The following is a 20,896-nucleotide window of genomic DNA, read 5'->3' as shown; positions in this document are numbered from 1 at the left end:
ATATTTTAGTACTTTTCATATTTTCAATAATCATTTTATGTTTTTAATGAATCTATTTATAAGATTAGTAATATTTTTTAGTCATTTATTAATATAATTTTTAATCAATTTTTGTATTTATTTTATAAAAATCAAAAAATTTATTTAAAAAGATTTACAAAAGTATGATTAATGTTAAATGTAGAAGATAAGAATAGTACTAATGAAAAAATTTTATATAATTCTAAGCCCAGTTTGATTTTTCATTCAAAAAAAGTCTTTTTGTTAATTATTTTATTAATAATTATATATCAAATTACATTATTCCTAAAATTAAGTGTTATTCCTGGAATACAATCTTATTTACTAATGAACACAGACTGGATTTTTGCTAGAGAATTAAATAGCTATTTTGATTTAGGAATGGGGCTTATATTTTTTATTATTATTTTATGGATAATATGGATTTTTTTTAGTTGGAGTCAGATAGAATATACTGTAACAGATAGTAGGATCATATCAAAATCTGGAGTAATCCGAAGAAAATCAAATTATTTATCCTTTGATCATATACAAGATATAAGTACTTCTCAAGGTTTAATAGATAGGCTTTTTTCCATAGGAAATATATTTATTTGCAGTGCATATGATGATGGAAAAATAATATTAAAGAATATTCGCTCTCCAGGAGATGTAGAAGAGATAATTTTCCATGAAATGTCTAAATTTCATGAAAGAATGTCTTATCAACATAATCCTCAAAATCAAATCTCTCGTTATAATAATTCACAGTATAATGACTCTCAATATACTAATAGCTATAGTGACTCTAATAATATCAATAACAATCAACAAAATAATCAACAAAATCAGCATTATGAGGAATATATAAATGATAGGGGCGATTATAATCATATTCAAAATAATAATTATAATCCAAGTATGAAATCCTACACAAAGAGTCCAGATTATCCAATTAATCATTATCATGATAATTCAGGTAATTTTAACCATGAAAATTCAGAAGATACACAGTACCATTCTAATCAACAAAATAAAAGATTTAATTTAAATAATCAATATAATTCAAATCTAAATAATCAATATAATCAGCAAGAAAATAATACTAATAATAATACTAATAATTTTCAAGAACATAATATTCCAAACAATCATTATAATGAAAATCAAGATTTAGAATATTCTTCAATTAATAAAAGTAAATTTAAACATCCTGCTTTTGAGGGCATTGGAGGATTAGAATCAAAAAATAGCTTCAATAATAATTATAATAACTATGCAAATAGTGATAATAATAAGTCTAATAATTATCATAATCAAAATAATTCTAATTTCAATGAACCTACTAGTAATGGTAATTCTAATAATAATATAAATGAAGAGATATCTGAAAAAGAGAATATTTCTATTTTAGATAGGCATTCTAAAAAATTTAAAAGATAATTTTTATTTTTAATTTAAATAAAATCTACTAAAATCTATCTTATTTTTATACTACTTTTTATAAAGATAAAACAATGAATTATGATTATGATGTGGCTATTGTTGGAGCAGGACCTATTGGCTCAACGTTAGCTTATGAACTTGCTAATGATTTTTCGGTTTGTATTCTCGAAAAAAAGAGTCAAATTGGCATTCCTCTTCAATGTGCAGGGATTGTTAGTAAAAAAATAAAAGATCTTAATGAAATTCCAAATGATTTAATTCTTAATAAAGTTAAAGGAGCATTATTAAACTCTCCCAATGTTCAATTAACTGTGTATAAGGAATTTTCTGAGGCATATGTTATAGATCGTGTTAAATATGACCAATATTTAGTAAAACGAGCAGTTGATAATGGATCTAAACTTTTTACTAAGCACAAAGTTTTAGATGTTGATTTTAAAAATGGGATAATTTATTGTAACAATAAATCCATAAAAGCCAAGATAATTGTAGGTGCAGATGGTCATCATTCAACAATCTCAAAAAAATTTAATAATCCCTTTAAATACTTCAATGCTTCTCAAGTTTTAGTTAGAATTAATAATAATTTCAGTAATACTAATAATATTGTTAATACTAATACTAATAATATTACTAATACTAATATTCGTAATATTGGCAATATGGAGGATTTTGTAGAACTTCAACTGGATTCTAAAATATTGCCTGGATTTTTGTGGTGTATTCCTACAGAAAACAATGAATATCGAGTTGGTTTATTTTCAAATAATGATTTTAAAACCCAAAAACTATTTTTAGAATCTTTTTTATCTAATCATCCTAAATTTAAAGATTGCAAAATAATTGAAAGATATTTAGGAGATATTCCTATTTATGAGGAAGATAAATTACTTGTAAAAGGAAGATGTCTTTTAATTGGGGATGCAGCATCTCAATTAAAGCCAACTACTGGTGGTGGATTAATATTAGGTTTTGAAACAATTAAAATGGCTAAAAAAATCATAAAAAATACATTGTTAAAAAATGATTTATCTATTTTAAATAGCTATCCTATTGAGTTTAAAAAGAAATATTCAACTGAACTTAAATATCAACTTAAAGTTCATAAAACTATTGATGGATTATCAAATGATGATTTAGATCATATATTTGAAAAGCTCAAAAATAATAATGCTGAATTTCTTATTTCTAAATATGGAGATATGGATAAACAGTCTATTTTAGTTAAAGAAATTTTAAAAAAAGGTTTGCTTCTTAAAGTCATACCAAAATCTCTTTTATTTAAAATGTTAAAATTATGGCTTTTTAATATTATTTAATTAACCAATAATAATCAAATTTTAATAAAATACCATGATTTAAATACTTAGTATTAATAATATGTTAATATTGTAGTTTATTCAGTATGCTTTTTATTAAGTTATCCCTCATTATATTCTTATTAATTTATCGGAGATATTAAAACATGGAACTTTTATTAATTCAGTCTCAAGAACATGATACATTACCTATTGCTGAACTTAGGGCTGTACTTGAAAGTGAAGAGATAAGTGGTGAAATCGAGATTATAAGTCAAGGTTTACTTATTTTAAAATCCATCGAGGAAGATTTATTTGATGAAACCTATAAAATATTAGTTAAAAGACTAGCATATACTCATGAAATTGATCAAGTAATATTTTCTAAAGAACTAACTGATTTAAATAGCTATTTTGATATAGAAGAGATTGAAGGTTCAGATATTACAATTAATAATATCAATAATTCCTGTGATGTGTTAAATAGTGTTGCATATGATTTTAATAACATTGACTGGGAAAAGTATATAGAAAATGATTTTGCTCTTAGAATTAAACGTTTTGATAATGTAAATATTGACACAATAAAGTGTGAAAGAAAACTTGGAGGGATTATAAAAATAGCTAGTGATCATTTTTCAGTTAATTTGAATAATCCAAGCTCTTTTATCAGATTTGTTGTTTCAAGTAGTAATATTTATATTTGTGTTCGCAAATATGATATTAATAAAAAACATTTTTATAATATTAAACCTCATAAAAGACCTTTCTTTTACCCAGGATCAATGAGTCCTAAATTAGCTAGATGCATGGTAAATCTTTCTAAAATTAAAGAAGGTGAAACTTTACTAGATCCTTTTTGTGGAACTGGTGGGATTTTAATTGAAGGAGGTTTAATAGGTGCGAAATTAATTGGTTCTGATATTCAGTGGAAGATGAAAAATGGAACTGGAATTAATCTTGATTATTGCAACCTTAAAGATTATGAATTGTATCATTTAGATGTTAGAGAGCTTAAACTCATTAAAAAAGTCGATGCTGTTGTTACAGATCCTCCTTATGGTATATCTACTTCAACTGGTGGTGAAGAAAGTCATATCATATTTCATCAATTTTTAGATTCGATTTCAAAAAACATGAAAAAAGATGCACTTTTGTGTATGGCTAGCCCCCATTACTTGGACCTTGATTCTATATTAAATGACCTTGACTTTGAATTATTAGAAAGACACCATATTAAAATGCATAAAAGTTTAACTCGTATTATTTCAGTGATACGTAAAATATGAATTTATCATGGTTTTTATCATTAATTTAATAGTTAATAGTGTATTACAAAATGATTAATTATATTATTAAAAATTAGTATGGTATTATAAATATTAGTTATTTTATTAATAATTGTATTAGGAGGGGATTAATTGAAAATCAATGTATTAGATACAACATTAAGAGATGGTGAGCAAACACCTGGAGTTTCACTTACAAGTAGTGAAAAATTGAGAATAGCTAGTAAATTAGATGAACTTGGTGTTAATATTATTGAAGCAGGATCAGCAATAACATCTAAAGGTGAGAGAATAGCTATTAAAACAATTACTTCTGAAGATTTAAATGCAGAAATCTGTAGTTTTACACGTACAATAAAAGGTGATGTTGATGCAGCTTTAGAATGTGATGTTGATAGCATTCATCTTGTTGTTCCAACTTCTAATTTACATATTGAACAAAAACTTAAAAAAACAAAAGAAGAAGTATTAAATCAAGCAATTGAAACTGCTCAATATGCTATAGACCATGGACTAAAGGTTGAACTTTCTGCTGAAGATGCAACCCGCACAGATATGGACTTTTTAATAAAAGTCTTTGAAGAAGGGATTTCTATTGGGGTGGATAGATTATGTGCTTGTGATACTGTTGGGATCCTTACTCCTGATAAATCTTATGATTTCTACAGTAAATTAAGTACTCTTGATGTTCCATTAAGTGTGCATTGTCATAACGACTTTGGTTTAGCTGTAGCAAATACATTGTCAGCTATTAAAGCAGGAGCATCACAATTTCACTCAACAATCAATGGGATAGGTGAAAGGGCTGGAAATGCTTCACTTGAAGAGGTTGTAGTTTCACTTGATAATTTATATAATGACTATCAGACAGATATTAAAATAAATCAGCTTTATTCTGTATCTAGAATGGTTGCTCGTTTAACTGGAGTTTATCTCCAACCTAACAAAGCTATTGTTGGAGAAAATGCTTTTGCCCATGAATCTGGAATTCATGCAGACGGAATAATAAAAAATAGCTCTACCTATGAACCAATAACTCCTGAAACTGTAGGTCATAAGAGAAAATTTGTTTTAGGAAAGCATATTGGATCAAAAGGATTAAAACAAAGATTAGATGATTCTAAATTTAATTATACTCAAGTGCAATTTAATGAAATATTTAATAAAGTTAAATATCTTGGTGATTTAGGTAAATGTGTAACTGATGTTGATCTCCAAGCTATTGCTGATGAGGTTCTTGAAATTGAGAAAAATGATAAAATTAAATTAGAAGAACTTTCAATAGTATCTGGAAATAAGGTCATACCAACAGCTTCAATAAAACTTAAAATTGAGGATAAAGATATTTTAGAAGCTAGTGTTGGAGTAGGTCCAGTTGATGCAGCAATCGGTGCAGTTAAAAAAGGAATAGCTGATGTTGCAGATATAGAACTTGAAGAGTACCATGTTGATGCAATAACTGGAGGAACTAATGCTCTTATTGATGTTATTTTAAAATTACGTTTAGGTGATAAAATAATCTCTGCAAGAAGCACACAACCAGATATTATTAATGCAAGTGTAGATGCTTATTTAAGTGGTGTAAATAGATTACTTGAAGTTGATTCTAATGATTAAATTATTCAATTGTGGAGGCTGTAAAAATATTAAGTAGTGTATCAGACTCTCTAGAAATAGTCGGATTTAAAGGAAAAATAGAAAACATCAATGAAACTCTTGAATTAGTTAATGATATAATATATAACTGTTGTGATGGATGTATAATTCAGTTAATGGATGCCAAAGCAATTGCAGGAATTATTCATATTGAACATGGAATCCTTCATGGAATGAATGCTTTCGAAAGAGGAGAAAATATAGCTAATAACTTAGGTATTGAAATATGTCTTAGAACTGCAGGAGTCAGACAAATTTCAAAAGCTTTAGAAATTTTTGGTTTGAAAAAAGGTGAAATGGATTTATGTGCTGTTCTGATAAACTGTCCAGATTATTTTATCGATGAATTATCCAGATATTTCACTCGTGATGATAGTGTTTTAGCTCCTAATGATTCAATATTAAAAGACATTTACAATATTTCATCAAAAGAACTCAACTCTATGTATGTATCAACTACTAAAACTAATGAAATTTCTAATATTTCATCAATTCTAATTGATAGAACTACTGTATTGATTAGTGAAATATAATTATTATATCGCTATTATTATTATTATTATTATTATTATCCTGTTTTTATTTTGTTTCACATAAATTCCAAATTTTTTAATTTATTAGGATTAATATCATTTTCATTAGTTTTAACAAGTTTTTTACTCCATAATGGACATTTTTCATTGATATATTCTTTTTCCCAGTCTTTTGTGTATATTAGATAGCTAATTATATCTTCAAATTCAGCATGTTTTTTAAAGAAATTATAGGGTGAAATGATTTTAGACACATAAACTGCTTTATCTAACTCTTTAGAATTTTTTGATTCTTTTAGTGCTACTTTAAAATCAAGCATATCTTGTTTACCTTTTGTTCGTGAGTTTGGATTATTTTTGTTTATTTTTTTAGTGAATTCTTTGTTTTTTAAGATTCGTCTTAAGGTGAAATATAATCTGTAAGGTATATAATCTTCTAAATTACCTAACTCTTCCATGTGCTTTTGGCATTTTTCTTTATTTAACGCTATACAAATTATTTTAACACCTCTATACTAATTTTATTAGCTGTTTGGATTTTATTGGTGTTTAACTTCTGATTTTACTGAATTTCTTTTTTTATAATTTCTATTATTTGATTTAAATTGTTGTCTGTTAATGATTCAATACTAAGATTTTTAATTTCAATGGCTATTGCTTTTTCTTTAATTCTATTGTAATTTGGACAAAGAGTTATCATTGATTTTCCATTGACATTAAGCTGTGATTTTAAATTTTTAGATATTTTAAATGGATTGGAATTAGCTATTGTTACATTTATTCCTCTTTTATCAGGATGAATAATATTATCTAAATTATCTTTAATATATTTTGTAGATTCAATAGTTTTTTTTAGATTATTACTTCCAAAATCTATTTCAGTACTTATTCCTTTAGCTATTATTTCACTATTTTTAGATATTTTAAGAAGTATTTTTGATTTTTCAAGTATTTTTTCATTGTTAGTTGTGATAAATCCTCCACTACCAACATTAATTATTTTAGGTGATCCTGTGGAACCAACAATAATATCACTATATTTTCCATTAGCTAATTTTTTTTCACTATCAGTTATTGAACCTGAAGCATCTTCAACAACTATAATTCCTTGATTTTTACACCATTTAGCTATTTTATTCATTGGTTGCTCAGCAGTATAACCTGCAAAGCTTGTTATAAACATCCCAGAATTTTCAAGTGTATTATTTTTAATAGCTATTTCTTCTAATATTTCTTGGTTGATTAATCCTTTATCTGTTTTAAATATAATTATTTCTTTATTTAAAAATTTAGCTATTTGTTTAAAACCATGCCAAGCTCCTTGATCTGGTATTAAAATGGGACCTTCAATTCCATTCATAGCTATCATAATTGCAGAATTTCCACTATTTACAATAGTGCTGTGGGCATGTCCAGTTTCAGACTTTATTTTGTTTTCTGCTTCAGTAATGTAGTTAATATCATTGTTATTACTTTTATTTTTATCTCCATTACTATTTATATTGTCTATGACTTTTTTCATAGCCTCAATAGTCTGAGGTGATGGTTTTTTGTATAGTAAATTCATATTGTCCTCAAGTAATTAATGTAATTATATAAATTAATCTAATTATATTCCCTTATATTCTATTTATTGGTATTTTTCAGGTTTTTTAAAGAAATTATCTAAGGTGGTTTGTCTTGATTGAAGCAATTCTTTTAAAAGATCACCTTGTTTTACATATTTGTTTATTGGTATTTTTAATTTTGTTCCTAAATATTTTAAAGATTCTTTTAAATCTTCAAATTCTTTGTATTTTCCTTCTAATGCATATTTAACATTTTCACGAACATTGAATACTCCAAGAGGAACATAACCTTCATAAGCTTCTCTAAGCACTATTGCTCCAGCTTGCCTTTTTTCTTTGTTTAAATGGTCTAATACTGCCATTTTGCAGGTATAGAAACAGCCTCCTACTTTTGAATATTCTTTTTTATCAGTATTTGTTTCATAGTCTGAGAAAATCATTTCTTCTTTACCTAGAATTTGTATGAACGCCTCCATCCATTCATATTGCCATTCAATTGGAAGTAAAATGACTCCATAGTAATTTTTAAGACTTTCAAATTCATATACTCGATAGCTATCTAAAATAGGGTAATGTCTAACTTCTTTTAATAATGTGTTGGCTATTGAACTGTCGCAAGCTGTAATTGACCATCGTGTAGGTACTAACTTCCTGTTCTCTTTAAGTCCAAAGGCTCCAACTGAAAATGCTTTTTGTATTGCTGAGAATGCAACATCTTTATCATGTAAATTCATTACTGCACCAGTTGCTTTAAGGTCAGTATCATAAAAGCTTTTTTCTAGTTGTTTGTCCCATCTAACAGCATCTATATCAAATTTTTTTATTACTGCACTTGGACCATGTGGGGTACTATCTTCAGTTAAACTTCTCCCTCTTGGATTTTTTCCAAATGATGCTTCGCTGTCAATTGATTTTGATGCAAGCGAAATATCTTGAAGTTTTTCAATAAATGGATTTTCTAAATCTTTAATTCCAATTAATTGTTTTCCTCGAACAAGATTTAGACGATATTTAATTATGTCTTCCTGTGTTTTGTTTTCACCAATCCATGATTCTGGAGAATCCATTATATAAGTGTCTCCATGTTCTGGAACCATCATCGGTCCAGCATAAACCTTAGGATAGCTCCATCTTCCAATAAAAACTGATGGTGGAGTACTTCCATCTAAATCTTTACCTACTTTAACAGATTTCATCTGTATTTTATCTGTAAGCTTTTTTAAATAAGCATTTTTAGATTCTATCATAATTAATTCCTGCATATAATATATCTAATTTTTAATCAGTTGATATTAGTTTACAGTTTTTCTTAATTATTTTTAAGTGTATTCATATCAAACCAATTATCTAAAAATTCCCAGTTAAATAATGCGACTCCATTAGCACCACCATCTAATGCAGCTTGTGAGTTTCTTTTTAACTTTTCTGCACTTAACGAACTTGTGTCAGTGTCATCAACGTAAACTTGAAGTCCAACACATACATTAGCAAATCCTGATTTTCCTTTGAAATATGAAGATATATCTTTAATCCAGGTTTCATTTTGATTATAGTTACCTGTATATGCCATTGGAACAATAACATCTACATATTGAGATAATGCACCTATATCTTGTCCATAATACTTAGTACTTTCAAGTTCAGGCATAACTGCTACAGACAAGGTTATATTTTTATTGTTAATACTTCCACTAACCATAGAAACAAATTTATTTACTGCAGTTATTCCATTTACACCATTATGGTAGTCATATTTGTAAGCATTTCCTGGATAGCGGATATAATCTAATTGTATTCCTCCAATTTCTGGAATATTAATATATCTATCTATTTCTCTGATTTTTTTGTTGAAATAATCATAATTGAAATCTTTTTTATTTGTGTCGATGGGATTAATCCATTTTCCATCGGAATAAAAGCATTGGACCCATATATGTACAGTAATGTTCTTTTCCTTTGCTTTTTTTACCCATTCTGTTACTTCTTTTTCACTATAATATTTATCAATTGCACTTGAATGTAGAAAAATATTTTTAATACCATACTTTGATAATTTGTTTAGGTCAACTTCTTTCATATGGTTTCCGTTTACCCAAATACCATTTTCAATATTGTTTTTATTGATTAAATTTGAAATAGTGATAGTTAATAGGATTATAATAACTATTATCACAATTATTATAATTTTTTGTTGTTTGCTAAGTTTTATCATTATATCATTAAAGTATATTTTTAAATTATAATTTAACACTGATTTCGAAAAAATAAAAAATTTTTTCAAAATCCTTTTTGAAGCCATAAAAACTGATTTAGGTACTTATGGGAGATTTTGCAAAATTTTCTATTTTGCGAAATCAGTGTATAATTTAACACTGATTTCGAAAAAATAAAAAATTTTTTCAAAATCCTTTTTGAAGCCATAAAAACTGATTTAGGTACTTATGGGAGATTTTGCAAAATTTTCTATTTTGCGAAATCAGTGTACAAATTATTAATTTTTTGGTTTAATATGTTTAATGTGCATGTTTTATATTGTAATAATAAAATATTATCATAAAATTAGTTTATTTATTAAAGACATTGTTTTATTTTGATTTAATAATTGAGTATTTAATCCTCATAATAAATATCTATTTTTTTAATTCGTTTTTCACAATCATCATTAACCAAAATTATGTTTCTTCCATTTTTAAGCATAATAATTCCATGTTCTTTTCCATGACCACAACAAACATAATCTGCTCCTTCAACATACCCTATACATGAGTCATGTCCTTCTGAAGTGGGCATTTGCCCACATTTTGTACATGGTCTACTTTCGTCAGCTATTTCTCTTGTATCTGCGTAAACATCTTCTTTTCCTATTGGCCATTGTATTATTACTTCATGACCTCTACTCAATCTTGTTTTAGTGCTTTTTAAATTATTATTATTATTATTCTTTTTTGAATTCATTTTTTCACTTAATATAATGACTCAGTTTTTCACATATTTTGTAATGCACCCATCGCTGCTATAAAGAACATATAATAAAATATTAATGTTATAATTCCTCCAACTATTAGAACAATAAATTCACCACTACTAAAACTTCTTTTAATAGGTAAATTTGGTTCTTCTAATCTCCAATATTCGTTTATTGTTTCCTGAATATTCATGAAAAACCAAGGATATAATGGTATTAACACGAAAAAATTACTTAATATGATTCCAAGAAGTTGAAGTCCAGATGAGTAAGTTTCTAATCCTTTTGACTTAGCATAGTGATTCATATCATCTAAAAACTCATAAAACACAAGTAAACCCGCTATGGGTACAAAACAAAAACAGAATGTACGAAGACCTACAGATATATCTTCATCATGATAATTTTTTATATATTTTAAGTTTTTATAAAACCAATAAATGTTATAGAGTCCACATGTTAATACCATTAATAAAAAATATTTGCTTAAAGGAAGTACTTTTGAATATTCAACACGATGATAATTAGAATGTGTCATAGATGTATGTTTCATCTGTTGTTGAGGATTATTGGGTGAATTATAATTATTTTGTTTGTAATGCTTATTTAATTCATGATCATTAATTATTTGTGCTTGATTACATGGATTATTAACATTTCCAACATAACTGTCACAGTACATACACCTTTTAGCATCGTAAGGTATTACTTTTCCACAATGACTACAATATTTATTATTATTTATCATTTTGATACAAACCTTAGTTACTATTTTTATTATTACTTTATTGGTCGTGTTGTTTTGAGTGTCTTAATGTTTTTAATTTATTGTTTTATTTATAATTTCAGGTTAGTAAAAACATTTGTTTATCTTTGAGTTGCTTATTTTTTAAAATAGCTTCGATCAAACTTTTTTTTAAAAGTTTGGGTTTTTTAAGCAAATTCTATCGTACTTGGGGGTTTGTCACTTATAGATAATGATACATGTGTGACTTCACTAACTTCTGATGTAATTCTTCTTGAAATTGTTCTAATTAATTCCCATGGTATTTCTGGAACTGTTGCAGTCATTGCATCTATTGATGAGACCATTCTTACAACTACTAAATAACCAAAGTCTCTTTGGTCTCCTTTAACACCTGTAACTTTACTGTCTGTTAAAATTGCAAAATATTGCCATAATTCTTTGTTAAATCCTGAATTTTCAACTTCATCACTAACAATTTTATTTGCTCTTTTACAAATAGCTATTTTTTCTTTTGTAAGTGGTCCTATTATTCTAACAGCAAGCCCAGGTCCTGGGAATGGTTGTCTGCTAATTAATTTATTTGGAAGACCAAGTTTAGCACCTATTTCTCTTACTTCATCTTTATATAAATCTCTAATAGGTTCTACAAGATTTAAAACCATTCCTCCAGGTAATGCTAAATTGTGGTGTGATTTTATTTTTCCTTCACTTTCAATCCAATCAGGAGCTATTGTTCCTTGAATCAAAAATTTTGCTTGAATCTTTTCAGCTTCTCTTTCAAAAACATCAATAAATATTTTTCCGATGATTTTCCTTTTTTCCTCAGGATCTTCAACACCTTCAAGGGATGCTAAGAATTCTTCGCTTGCATCAACATATTTAAAGTTTAATCTTTCTTCAAAGATGCCACAAACTTCTTCTACCTCTCCTTCTCTAAGTAATCCATGATCAACAAAAATAGCTATTAAATTATCTTCAATAGCTTCTTTAACAAGAACTGAACAAACTGAACTATCTACTCCTCCAGAAAGAGCAATAATAGCTTTTTCATCTTTAATCTCATCTTTTATTTTTTTTATAGTTTCTTTTATAAAATCCTTAGGATTTAACATTGATTCACCTTAGATTTGTTGATGTAATTAATTATATAATGATTGTTTAACTTTGCTATTATATTTATCGAAATTTAAGCAGAAAATAGACTCTTTAATATAAGAATTTAACTTAGTCTTGTATCAATTTAAGCAATAAAAACATTTTTCATGTTTATAATGCTTATTTTATGAACCGCATATGACAAAACTTAATTTATTAAGTTAGAAGGTCTTTCTTTTAAATTACAGATTTTAAAAGTTAGAAAAAAGATTTTTTAAAATTTTTCATTTCTTAATTTTTATTTCATGATTGAAATTTAGAGAAATCTTTGATTTTTTGTTTTTAAAGTTTGTTTTATATACAAATCATTTGTAAGACATAATTAAACTTTAAAAATAAGAATTGTTTAAAAGAATATTTATTAAATTATATATTTATCAAAAACAATAATATATTATATGATAATAGAACAAATATTAATAATTTTAGTAGCTATTGTAATTGCTTATATCTCATATAAACTTTTTAAATGGCTTGCATTAGTTGTTATAATTTTATTATTGGGTTACTTTATATATTCAATTATTTAATTGATTAATAGTTAATTCTATAATTGAATATCTTATTAAAAAAAGATATTAATTTATTTAAATAAATCTAGAACTATTCATTCTTCACTTTCTTCTGGAATTTCGGGTTCGTATTCTTCAATTACTTCTTTAATAGCTGCTTCTAATCCGTTATCGTTTCCACCTTCGGTAACTTCAATTATTTCATCATATTTAACATATTTTTCAATCTTCACAGCTTTTTCTCCAATTCCAGAGATTCTGAACTTCTGTTCATCATCACCAATAGTAACAGTTAATCCTTCCTTTTTTATCCCTTGTTTGTTTTCAACAGCTTTAGTTTTTAATAATTCAATTAAATCTTCCATATTATGATCTCCTTGGTTTCATATCCTCTAATTTTAATTTAATTTTAATTTAATTTAATTTTATTAATTATTATTTTAATTATATTGATTTATGCATGATTATTATTATAATAGTGTCATGACAATTTAATATTATGGTTTTAAATATTTCGTTATCTTTTTAATTAAGCTTTAATTTTCTTTATTTTAGCTATATGGTATGAAATTAATAATATATAAATATTTAAAATTAAATAGTCATGACAATAGTATAAATATTACTTTAATATTTTAAATATTTTGTTATTATTGACTAAATTATTAATAATTTTCCGTTATTTAATCTTTAATATTATTTAATATTAGTATTAAAAAATCTCTAATATTATCTAATTTTCATTTTTATAATTTTTACAGAAATTGTAGAAGTTTTCAAATATCTTTTCACCTTTAGGTGTGTGATGAACTTCTGGATGGAATTGAATACCATAAATAGGTTTATCTTTATGTTTGATAGCTTCAAATTTACATATTTTTGATGTAGCAAGTATTTTAAAATCGTCTGTTAATTCATGTACTTCATCTTTGTGTGATGTCCATACTTCTAAGTTCTCAGGTAATTCTTTAAATATTTCATTTTCTTCAATTACATCAATGTTTATTTGAGCATAGCTTTCAGATGTTGCGGTAGCTATTTTTCCACCAAATGTTTTAGCTATTAACTGATGACCTAAGCATATTCCAAGTATTGGGATATCTAATTCCTTAATATATTTTTCACAGTTTCCAGCACCTTCAATTGATGGACCTCCACCTAAAATCAAACCTACAGGTTTTTTAGCAAGAATTTCACCTATTTCAAGTTCATTTGAAACTAATTCTACAGGTATTTTTAGATATTTTAATGTCCTTAAGATTCTATGGTTGTATTGACCTTTATTATTAATAATTAATGTTGTCATTTTATTTACTTTCCTATTAACTTCAATTTCCTATTATATGGTTGATTTTCAAGTTACGAATTATACTATTATAAATTATACTTTGTAATTTTTTAATATTTAAATTATTTATAAACCAGGTATTTGCAAATAATATAATTGAAGTATACTATATTTTTATATATTATATCCTATTATATTAATAGTATGGAACTTAAAAATGTTATATATATAATAATTGCTATACTTATAGCAGTTCTTGTATTTGAGGTTTTCATGTGGCTTTTACCAGTAATTGTTGTTTTGGTAATTGCTTATGTAGTTTACTTGTTTTTACAAGATAATGACTATTTAAACAGGTAATTATTAGAATTTTAGAATAAACACTTTATTTATATTATTTATTATTTCTTATTTATTATTTATTATTTATTATTTCTTATTTATTTTTTATTATTTTTATTATTTTTATTATTTCTATTTTTTATATTTTTATTTTTCTAAATCATTATATGCTGATGTAGCTGCAATTGCACCTTCGCCACATGCAACCACCCATTGTTTTAATCCTCCAGTTATGTCTCCTGCAGCATAAGTGTATTTTACATTTGTTTTTTGTTCTTTATCAGTTATTATGTGTTCTCTATCATCTTTTTTGATTCCTATATTATTAACTATACTTTTACATGGATTAAATCCAATACTTATAAAAACTCCATTTGTTTGGACTTCTTTTTCAGTTCCGTCTTTATTGAGTAATGTTACAGATTCTACAAAGTTTTTTCCATTTATTTCTTTTATTTGTGAGTTTAATATTGTTTTTATTCCTTTTTGCTTGATTTTTTCTTGTAGATTTGCTTCTGCTCTAAATTCATCTCTTCTATGTACAATTGTAACATCTGCTCCAACATTACTTAAAAATATTCCTTCTTGAAGAGCACTGTTTCCTCCTCCAACTACAATAACTTCCTTGTCTTTATAAAGTAGTCCATCACATGTTGCACAGAAACTAACGCCTTTTCCTTTAAATTCTTCTTCTCCAGGAATATTTAGCTTTTTATGTTTGGTTCCTGTTGCAATAATAATTGATCGTGCATAATAGCTATCTTTCACTGTTTTGATTTCAAAACCATTTTCTGTTTTTGTTATTTTTAAAACTTCTTCATTTTCTTGGATTTCTATATATTTTTCAGCTTGCTTTTTCATTTTACTAACTAAACTCATGCCAGCTATTATTTCAAACCCTGGATAATTTTCCATTGATGGTACTTCAAGTCCTAAACCTCCACATATTCCTTTATCTATAAGCAAAGTTTTGTGTCCTTGTCTTCCAGCATATATTCCTGCTGTTAATCCTGCAGGTCCTGCACCTATAATTATTATGTCATAGCTGTTCATTTTAATCCATCCTATATCTGTTAATTTAGTTATTGCATTATATGCATTCTATTTTAATTAATTGCATTTTTTATTTAATCAAGTTATTAATTTCTTCTTTTAAAATTTTGTTAACTATATGGCCATCAGCTTTTCCTTTTAGTTGTTTCATAGACATTCCCATTAAAGGACCCATTGCACCTAATTGTCTTTCTTTAACCATATCTTCGTTTTTTAAGACAATGTTTTTGATTATATTTGCAATGTTCTTTTCACTTAAAAGTAATAAATTTAAATCGTTTGCAATGTTTTCAGGGTTTATTTGGGAATCTTGTTTTTTATCTTTTCTAATAGCTATTTCTTTAATAATATCTACAATAACATCTTTACTTACTTTATTTTCTTCTAATAATTTAAATGTAGTTATTAAATCATTTGTAGTTATTATTTTTGTATTAATTCCTTCTCTTTTAAGTTCTCGTAAATTGTAAGCTAAAAATGACCCTAAAACTGTGGAATCAATATCTACTTCTGATTTTATTTTTTCAAATTCTTCTACATTTTGTCGTCTGACTAATTGGATAGTTATGTCTTCACTTAAATTGTATTTTTCAATTATTCTTTCTTTTTTAGCTTCTGGAAGTTCAGGTAAATTGTTTTTAATATCTATTATTTTATTTTCATCTATTTTAAATAATGGAATATCGGTTTCAAGATACATTCTATTAGATGTTGGAAGAGGTCTCATGTATTCACTGGTTCCTTCTTTTAATGCTTTTCTTGTTTCTTCTACAACTCCATCAAATGCCATTTTAGCTCTTTTAATTACTTCTTCAAGTGCAGCTGTTGCAGTATCATTGTCATGAGCTACTATGATTATTGCATCTTCTGGTGAGATATTCAGATGCTTTTTCATTTTTTCTACTTCATTTGATTCTATACTGTATGCAGGTAGCTCATCAGTATGGAATATTCCAGAAACTCCTCTTTTTTTAGCATAACTTGAAAGTTCAGTTCCAAATCTTCTTCCTTTTTGAACTTCCAATCCTATAATTCCATTGAAACCTTTTAATACAATTCCTTTTACAGTTTCTGCAGATTTTATTATTTTTGAAGAGGTATTTGCAAATAACTCAGTTAAATCATGAATTTTTTCTAAAACTTCAGCATTATTTTTTTCCAAGTGTTCTTTTATTTTTACAAGGTTTAATTGTCTTTCAACTTCAAGCTCTGCCATTTTTGGGATTAAATCAAGATCTTGAACTCCTTTGATTTCAACACGAGCTCCTTTCGCTATTGAGATATTTAAATCTTGTCTTATTGTTCCTAAACCTCTTTTAACATTTGTACTTCTTAAAACTTGCCCAATCATGTATGCTACTTCTTTAACTTGCTCAGGGTCATGAATTGAGGGGTCTGTTGTGATTTCAACAAGTGGAATACCTAATCTATCAAGACGAAAATGAGTGTACTTCTCTTCATTGTCTAATTTATCATTATCTATTTTATCATTACTTATTTTATCATTATTCACTCTTCTTGCAGCATCTTCTTCTAAACATAAATTTTCAATTACTACTTTTCCATTTTCTGTTTCTAAATGACCTGATGTAGCTATTAAAGATGTTCTTTGAAAGCCTCCAGTATTACTGCCGTCAATTACTTGTTTTCTCATTGTATGAACTTCATCTACAATGCTCATATTTAAAAGAGAAGCTAAAGTAATAGCTAAATCAAGTGCTTCTTCATTTAAATCATGTGGGGGTTCATCATCAGTTTCTACTAAACATGTCTGATTATAATATAGTTCATAATCAAATTTTAAATTTCTTTTTGATTCTTGAAGTGCAGCTCTATCTATTTGACCTAATTCACTTTGTGTAGGTCTTAAGATTCGTTTAATGTATGTATCGACTTCTTCATTTATAAGTTCAGTGGGACATGGGCAAAATAGCTTATTTTTTGTATTTAGTTGTTGATGAACTTCTAATCCCATTTTAAGTCCTAATTCGTTCCAATTCATTAACACACCTGTATATGATAATAATTAATGATAATATTATTAGTAATACTAATTGCAATATTTATAATAAAATAATGGTGATTATTAATTTTAAATGTAATTATAGATAATACTACTTAATTTATTTCTTAAATTTCGAAATCACTGTACTAACTAATTTTAGTTTAAGAAATGTTTTATGGATGATTTTTTGTTTATTTCTCCAGCAATATTTGTTTCTATTATTGTTTTTACTTCTTTAAGGTTCTCACTTTGACCTAATGCCCAAGCTAATTTAACATATGCTGTTTCTGGAGTCATATCATAACCTGAAATCACGCCGGCATTTTGAAGTTTACGTCCTGTACTGTAAACATTCATATTAATTGATCCATATATGCATTGGGATGTCATTACAATAGCTATTTCTTCTTCATTAGCTCTTTCAATACTATTTATCATATAATCTGGAAGATGTCCAAGACCAGTTCCTTCGATTAAAAGACCCTTAAATCCTTTATCTATATGATATTCAATTAATTCATTAGTTATTCCAGGAAATGTTTTGATTAAAGCAACTTTAGATTCTATTTTATTATTTAAATCGAGTTCTTTCTCATTTCTTCTAATATAGCTATTTGTATTTATTGAACTTATTTGTCCTTTTTTAAATTTAGCTATTGGCTCATTGTCAATGCTTCTAAATGTGTCTCTTCTGCTTGTGTGCATTTTTCTAACTTTTGTTCCTTTGTGAAGGTCACAGTACCCATCATCTAATGTTGAATGCATACAAACAGTAATTTCACTAATATCTGACTTTGCAGCACCCACTGAATTAATCAAATTTATATTTGCATCACTGGAAGGTCTATCTGAACTTCTTTGAGCTCCAGTTAAAACAACAGGAACTGGAGAGCTTAACATAAAGCTAAGGGCTGCTGAGGTGTAATGCATAGTGTCTGTTCCATGAGCCACAACAACACCATCTACACCACTTTCTATTTCTTTAGCTATTGATTTTCCAGTTTCAACCCAATATTCTGGCTTCATATTTTCGCTTAATATATTGTACAATGCTTTAACATTAATATTGGCTAAATCTAAAAGTTCTGGATTTGATTTTAGTAAATCTTCAGCTGTAAAAACTGGATGTACTGCTCCTGTTTTATAGTCAATAATTGATGATACAGTCCCACCTGTTGATATGATTAAAATATCTTCTTTTTCATCATCTTTTGTTATATTTATATTATCATAATTAATTTGAGGTTTATCTCCACCTTCAATTAAACTGATTTTTGCATTGACTATATTAATTCCTATATTGTATCCATTATCTAATTTAAGTACAATATACTCATCATCACTATCTCCGGATCTGTCTAATAATATTCCTTGGTATGAAACATTCTCTTTTTCTATTATAACAGTGTCTCCTATTGAAACATTAGCTGTGTCTAAGAAATCTTGTGCTAATTTTTTATAAGTCATTTAATCACTTGAAATTCTTTTAGTTATAATTTTAAATTTTCTCGAGCCCAATTTGATCCTGCTTCAAGGATTTCTATGTTTTTGTCAATTAATTTAGGTTTTGATCTGAATGTTTCTTTTATACCTTGATGAAAAGATTCTTTGGAAATTTCTTTATTAATTTTTTTCCCATATTCCATTAAAACACCTAACATTACAGTATTAATAGCTTTTGGAACTCCAAGTTCAATAGCTATCTTATGAACTGGAACGGATATTGTTTTAATATTATTTAGCACATCAATTTCTCCAATGCGAGAATCATAAAATATAATTCCGTTTTCATTGACATTTTGTGAGAATTTCTCATAAGCAGGTTTATTAAAAGCTATTAAGATGTCTGAGGATTCAACTACAGGTGAACCAATAGTATCTCCAGCTATCACGACAGAACAATTTGCTGTTCCTCCTCTTTGTTCAGGTCCATATGCAGGATACCAGGATACTTGTCGTTTTTCAGCACAAGCAGCTTGAGCTAAAGTTAATCCTGCGCTTAAAACTCCTTGCCCTCCAAAACCAGCTATTTTAACATTTAATTCTTCATAACTTGGGTCTATTGTAGGTTCCACAACTTTTGTTCTGTCAATATTAAATATTTTATCAAGGTTTTCAGTTGAAAAATCACTTTTTTCTCTTTTTACTTTTTCAACTTCTTTGCTTCTATCTCTAAATCGTTTCACTGGGAATTCTTTTTCCATTTGTTCATTTAAGAATTTCTCAGTCTCTTCAACATTTGTTCTGAGATTTGTTGGACATGGAGATAATACTTCGATAAAACTATATCCTTTTCCCTCCTTTTGGATTTTTAATGCTTTTTTAATAGCTATTTTTACTTTTCTTATCTTTTTAGGATTTGCAAGTGAGACTCTTTCAATAAGTACAGGTGCTTTAAGATTATCTAGAAGCTCACACATGTGCATAGGGTAACCAGTATAATCTGGGTCTCTTCCATTTTGTGTTGTAACTGTAACTTCTCCAATAAGTGTTGTTGGTGCCATTTGCCCTCCAGTCATTCCATAGACTGTATTATTCACGAAAAAAACAGCTATTTTTTCTCCACGATTTGCAGTTTGTATTGTTTCATTTAATCCAATAGATGCTAAATCTCCATCACCTTGATATGACATTACAACTGCATTATCTTCAGCTCTTGAGATTGCAGTTCCAACTGCTGGTGCTCGTCCATGAGCAGTTTGAACATTACCACAATTGAAATAATAATAACCAAAAACAGCGCATCCAACTGGAGATATCATCACTGACCTTTCTTGAATTTTTAACTCATCCATAACCTCTCCAATGAGTTTATGTAATATTCCATGACCACAACCTGCACAGTAATGTGTTACATATGGTGAATTATCTCCTTTTCTATCAAAAATATCATATATTGAATCAGCTTTTTTTAAAATCTTCATTTCGTATTCATCACTACTATTTGTTTCATTTTCAGTATTTATTTTATTAATTTCTTTATTATTTTCAGTATTTATTTTATTTTCCTTGTTGTTTTGATTTGTTATATTATCACC

The 20,896-nt window shown here is 26.9% G+C and carries 18 protein-coding genes; 5 read left to right on the top strand and 13 right to left on the bottom strand.

Going from position 1 to position 20,896, the window contains the following annotated elements:
- Positions 1-348: 348 nt before the first annotated feature.
- From MBFIL_RS05295 to cgi121, 5 genes are all read left to right on the top strand, one after another.
- Positions 349-1,443: a PH domain-containing protein gene (locus tag MBFIL_RS05295; RefSeq protein ID WP_169805504.1), complete on the top strand. Its 1,095-nt coding sequence runs from the start codon at positions 349-351 to the stop codon at positions 1,441-1,443.
- Positions 1,444-1,517: 74 nt separating this feature from the next.
- On the top strand, positions 1,518-2,765 hold the full coding sequence (locus tag MBFIL_RS05290) for a geranylgeranyl reductase family protein (RefSeq protein WP_066972152.1): 1,248 nt from the start codon (positions 1,518-1,520) through the stop codon (positions 2,763-2,765).
- A gap of 146 nt (positions 2,766-2,911) precedes the next feature.
- Entirely contained in the window at positions 2,912-4,033 is a 1,122-nt protein-coding gene (locus tag MBFIL_RS05285; RefSeq protein ID WP_066972150.1) for a TIGR01177 family methyltransferase, read from the top strand.
- A gap of 132 nt (positions 4,034-4,165) precedes the next feature.
- On the top strand, positions 4,166-5,650 hold the full coding sequence (locus MBFIL_RS05280; RefSeq protein WP_066972148.1) for a (R)-citramalate synthase: 1,485 nt from the start codon (positions 4,166-4,168) through the stop codon (positions 5,648-5,650).
- Positions 5,651-5,661: 11 nt separating this feature from the next.
- Positions 5,662-6,222, top strand: coding sequence for a KEOPS complex subunit Cgi121 (gene cgi121 / locus MBFIL_RS05275; RefSeq protein WP_066972146.1), 561 nt, complete (start codon positions 5,662-5,664; stop codon positions 6,220-6,222).
- Between the two features lie 56 nt (positions 6,223-6,278).
- Here cgi121 and MBFIL_RS05270 read toward each other — a convergent pair whose 3' ends face one another.
- From MBFIL_RS05270 to MBFIL_RS05210, 13 genes are all read right to left on the bottom strand, one after another.
- Positions 6,279-6,680, bottom strand: a complete 402-nt coding sequence (locus MBFIL_RS05270; protein ID WP_066972145.1) for a hypothetical protein — start codon at positions 6,678-6,680, stop codon at positions 6,279-6,281.
- Positions 6,681-6,784: 104 nt separating this feature from the next.
- Positions 6,785-7,789 (bottom strand): DegT/DnrJ/EryC1/StrS family aminotransferase, encoded by a 1,005-nt coding sequence (locus MBFIL_RS05265; protein WP_066972143.1) that lies wholly within the window; start codon positions 7,787-7,789, stop codon positions 6,785-6,787.
- Between the two features lie 63 nt (positions 7,790-7,852).
- On the bottom strand, positions 7,853-9,037 hold the full coding sequence (locus MBFIL_RS05260) for an Nre family DNA repair protein (RefSeq protein ID WP_066972141.1): 1,185 nt from the start codon (positions 9,035-9,037) through the stop codon (positions 7,853-7,855).
- Positions 9,038-9,099: 62 nt separating this feature from the next.
- Positions 9,100-10,002, bottom strand: a complete 903-nt coding sequence (locus MBFIL_RS05255; RefSeq protein ID WP_066972137.1) for a putative glycoside hydrolase — start codon at positions 10,000-10,002, stop codon at positions 9,100-9,102.
- A 398-nt stretch (positions 10,003-10,400) separates the two neighbouring features.
- Positions 10,401-10,745 (bottom strand): hypothetical protein, encoded by a 345-nt coding sequence (locus MBFIL_RS05250; RefSeq protein WP_066972135.1) that lies wholly within the window; start codon positions 10,743-10,745, stop codon positions 10,401-10,403.
- 29 nt (positions 10,746-10,774) lie between these two features.
- A complete protein-coding gene (locus MBFIL_RS05245) occupies positions 10,775-11,503 on the bottom strand; it encodes a DUF4234 domain-containing protein (RefSeq protein WP_066972133.1) in 729 nt (242 codons plus the stop codon).
- 185 nt (positions 11,504-11,688) lie between these two features.
- A complete protein-coding gene (gene guaA / locus MBFIL_RS05240; RefSeq protein WP_066972131.1) occupies positions 11,689-12,615 on the bottom strand; it encodes a glutamine-hydrolyzing GMP synthase in 927 nt (308 codons plus the stop codon).
- 650 nt (positions 12,616-13,265) lie between these two features.
- Positions 13,266-13,535 carry a hypothetical protein gene (locus MBFIL_RS05235; protein ID WP_066972129.1) on the bottom strand — a complete coding sequence of 90 codons (270 nt, stop codon included), beginning with the start codon at positions 13,533-13,535 and terminating at the stop codon, positions 13,266-13,268.
- A gap of 368 nt (positions 13,536-13,903) precedes the next feature.
- Positions 13,904-14,476 (bottom strand): GMP synthase subunit A, encoded by a 573-nt coding sequence (locus MBFIL_RS05230; protein WP_066972127.1) that lies wholly within the window; start codon positions 14,474-14,476, stop codon positions 13,904-13,906.
- Between the two features lie 471 nt (positions 14,477-14,947).
- Positions 14,948-15,886 carry an NAD(P)/FAD-dependent oxidoreductase gene (locus MBFIL_RS05225; RefSeq protein ID WP_281192509.1) on the bottom strand — a complete coding sequence of 313 codons (939 nt, stop codon included), beginning with the start codon at positions 15,884-15,886 and terminating at the stop codon, positions 14,948-14,950.
- 37 nt (positions 15,887-15,923) lie between these two features.
- On the bottom strand, positions 15,924-17,855 hold the full coding sequence (gene gatE, locus MBFIL_RS05220; RefSeq protein ID WP_066972123.1) for a Glu-tRNA(Gln) amidotransferase subunit GatE: 1,932 nt from the start codon (positions 17,853-17,855) through the stop codon (positions 15,924-15,926).
- Positions 17,856-18,014: 159 nt separating this feature from the next.
- Positions 18,015-19,325, bottom strand: a complete 1,311-nt coding sequence (gene gatD / locus MBFIL_RS05215; RefSeq protein WP_066972121.1) for a Glu-tRNA(Gln) amidotransferase subunit GatD — start codon at positions 19,323-19,325, stop codon at positions 18,015-18,017.
- Between the two features lie 23 nt (positions 19,326-19,348).
- Positions 19,349-20,782, bottom strand: coding sequence for a 2-oxoacid:acceptor oxidoreductase family protein (locus MBFIL_RS05210; RefSeq protein WP_066972119.1), 1,434 nt, complete (start codon positions 20,780-20,782; stop codon positions 19,349-19,351).
- Positions 20,783-20,896 lie beyond the last annotated feature (114 nt).

It is taken from the genome of Methanobrevibacter filiformis (assembly GCF_001639265.1).
GTDB classification, from domain to species: Archaea; Methanobacteriota; Methanobacteria; order Methanobacteriales; family Methanobacteriaceae; genus Methanacia; species Methanacia filiformis.
Note: the sequence above shows the minus strand (reverse complement) of the source record. Positions and strands in the feature narration are given on the sequence as shown.

Bases quoted from the DNA above. Each gene is read 5' to 3' on its own strand.
- gatD (WP_066972121.1), bottom strand. From the start codon at position 19,325: ATGACTTATAAAAAATTAGCACAAGATTTCTTAGACACAGCTAATGTT.
- MBFIL_RS05260 (WP_066972141.1), bottom strand. From the start codon at position 9,037: ATGATAGAATCTAAAAATGCTTATTTAAAAAAGCTTACAGATAAAATA.
- guaA (WP_066972131.1), bottom strand. From the start codon at position 12,615: ATGTTAAATCCTAAGGATTTTATAAAAGAAACTATAAAAAAAATAAAA.
- MBFIL_RS05230 (WP_066972127.1), bottom strand. From the start codon at position 14,476: ATGACAACATTAATTATTAATAATAAAGGTCAATACAACCATAGAATC.
- MBFIL_RS05270 (WP_066972145.1), bottom strand. From the start codon at position 6,680: ATGGAAGAGTTAGGTAATTTAGAAGATTATATACCTTACAGATTATAT.
- MBFIL_RS05285 (WP_066972150.1), top strand. From the start codon at position 2,912: ATGGAACTTTTATTAATTCAGTCTCAAGAACATGATACATTACCTATT.
- MBFIL_RS05250 (WP_066972135.1), bottom strand. From the start codon at position 10,745: ATGAATTCAAAAAAGAATAATAATAATAATAATTTAAAAAGCACTAAA.
- MBFIL_RS05290 (WP_066972152.1), top strand. From the start codon at position 1,518: ATGAATTATGATTATGATGTGGCTATTGTTGGAGCAGGACCTATTGGC.
- MBFIL_RS05235 (WP_066972129.1), bottom strand. From the start codon at position 13,535: ATGGAAGATTTAATTGAATTATTAAAAACTAAAGCTGTTGAAAACAAA.
- MBFIL_RS05245 (WP_066972133.1), bottom strand. From the start codon at position 11,503: ATGATAAATAATAATAAATATTGTAGTCATTGTGGAAAAGTAATACCT.
- MBFIL_RS05255 (WP_066972137.1), bottom strand. From the start codon at position 10,002: ATGATAAAACTTAGCAAACAACAAAAAATTATAATAATTGTGATAATA.
- gatE (WP_066972123.1), bottom strand. From the start codon at position 17,855: ATGAATTGGAACGAATTAGGACTTAAAATGGGATTAGAAGTTCATCAA.
- MBFIL_RS05265 (WP_066972143.1), bottom strand. From the start codon at position 7,789: ATGAATTTACTATACAAAAAACCATCACCTCAGACTATTGAGGCTATG.
- MBFIL_RS05210 (WP_066972119.1), bottom strand. From the start codon at position 20,782: ATGAAGATTTTAAAAAAAGCTGATTCAATATATGATATTTTTGATAGA.
- MBFIL_RS05295 (WP_169805504.1), top strand. From the start codon at position 349: ATGAACACAGACTGGATTTTTGCTAGAGAATTAAATAGCTATTTTGAT.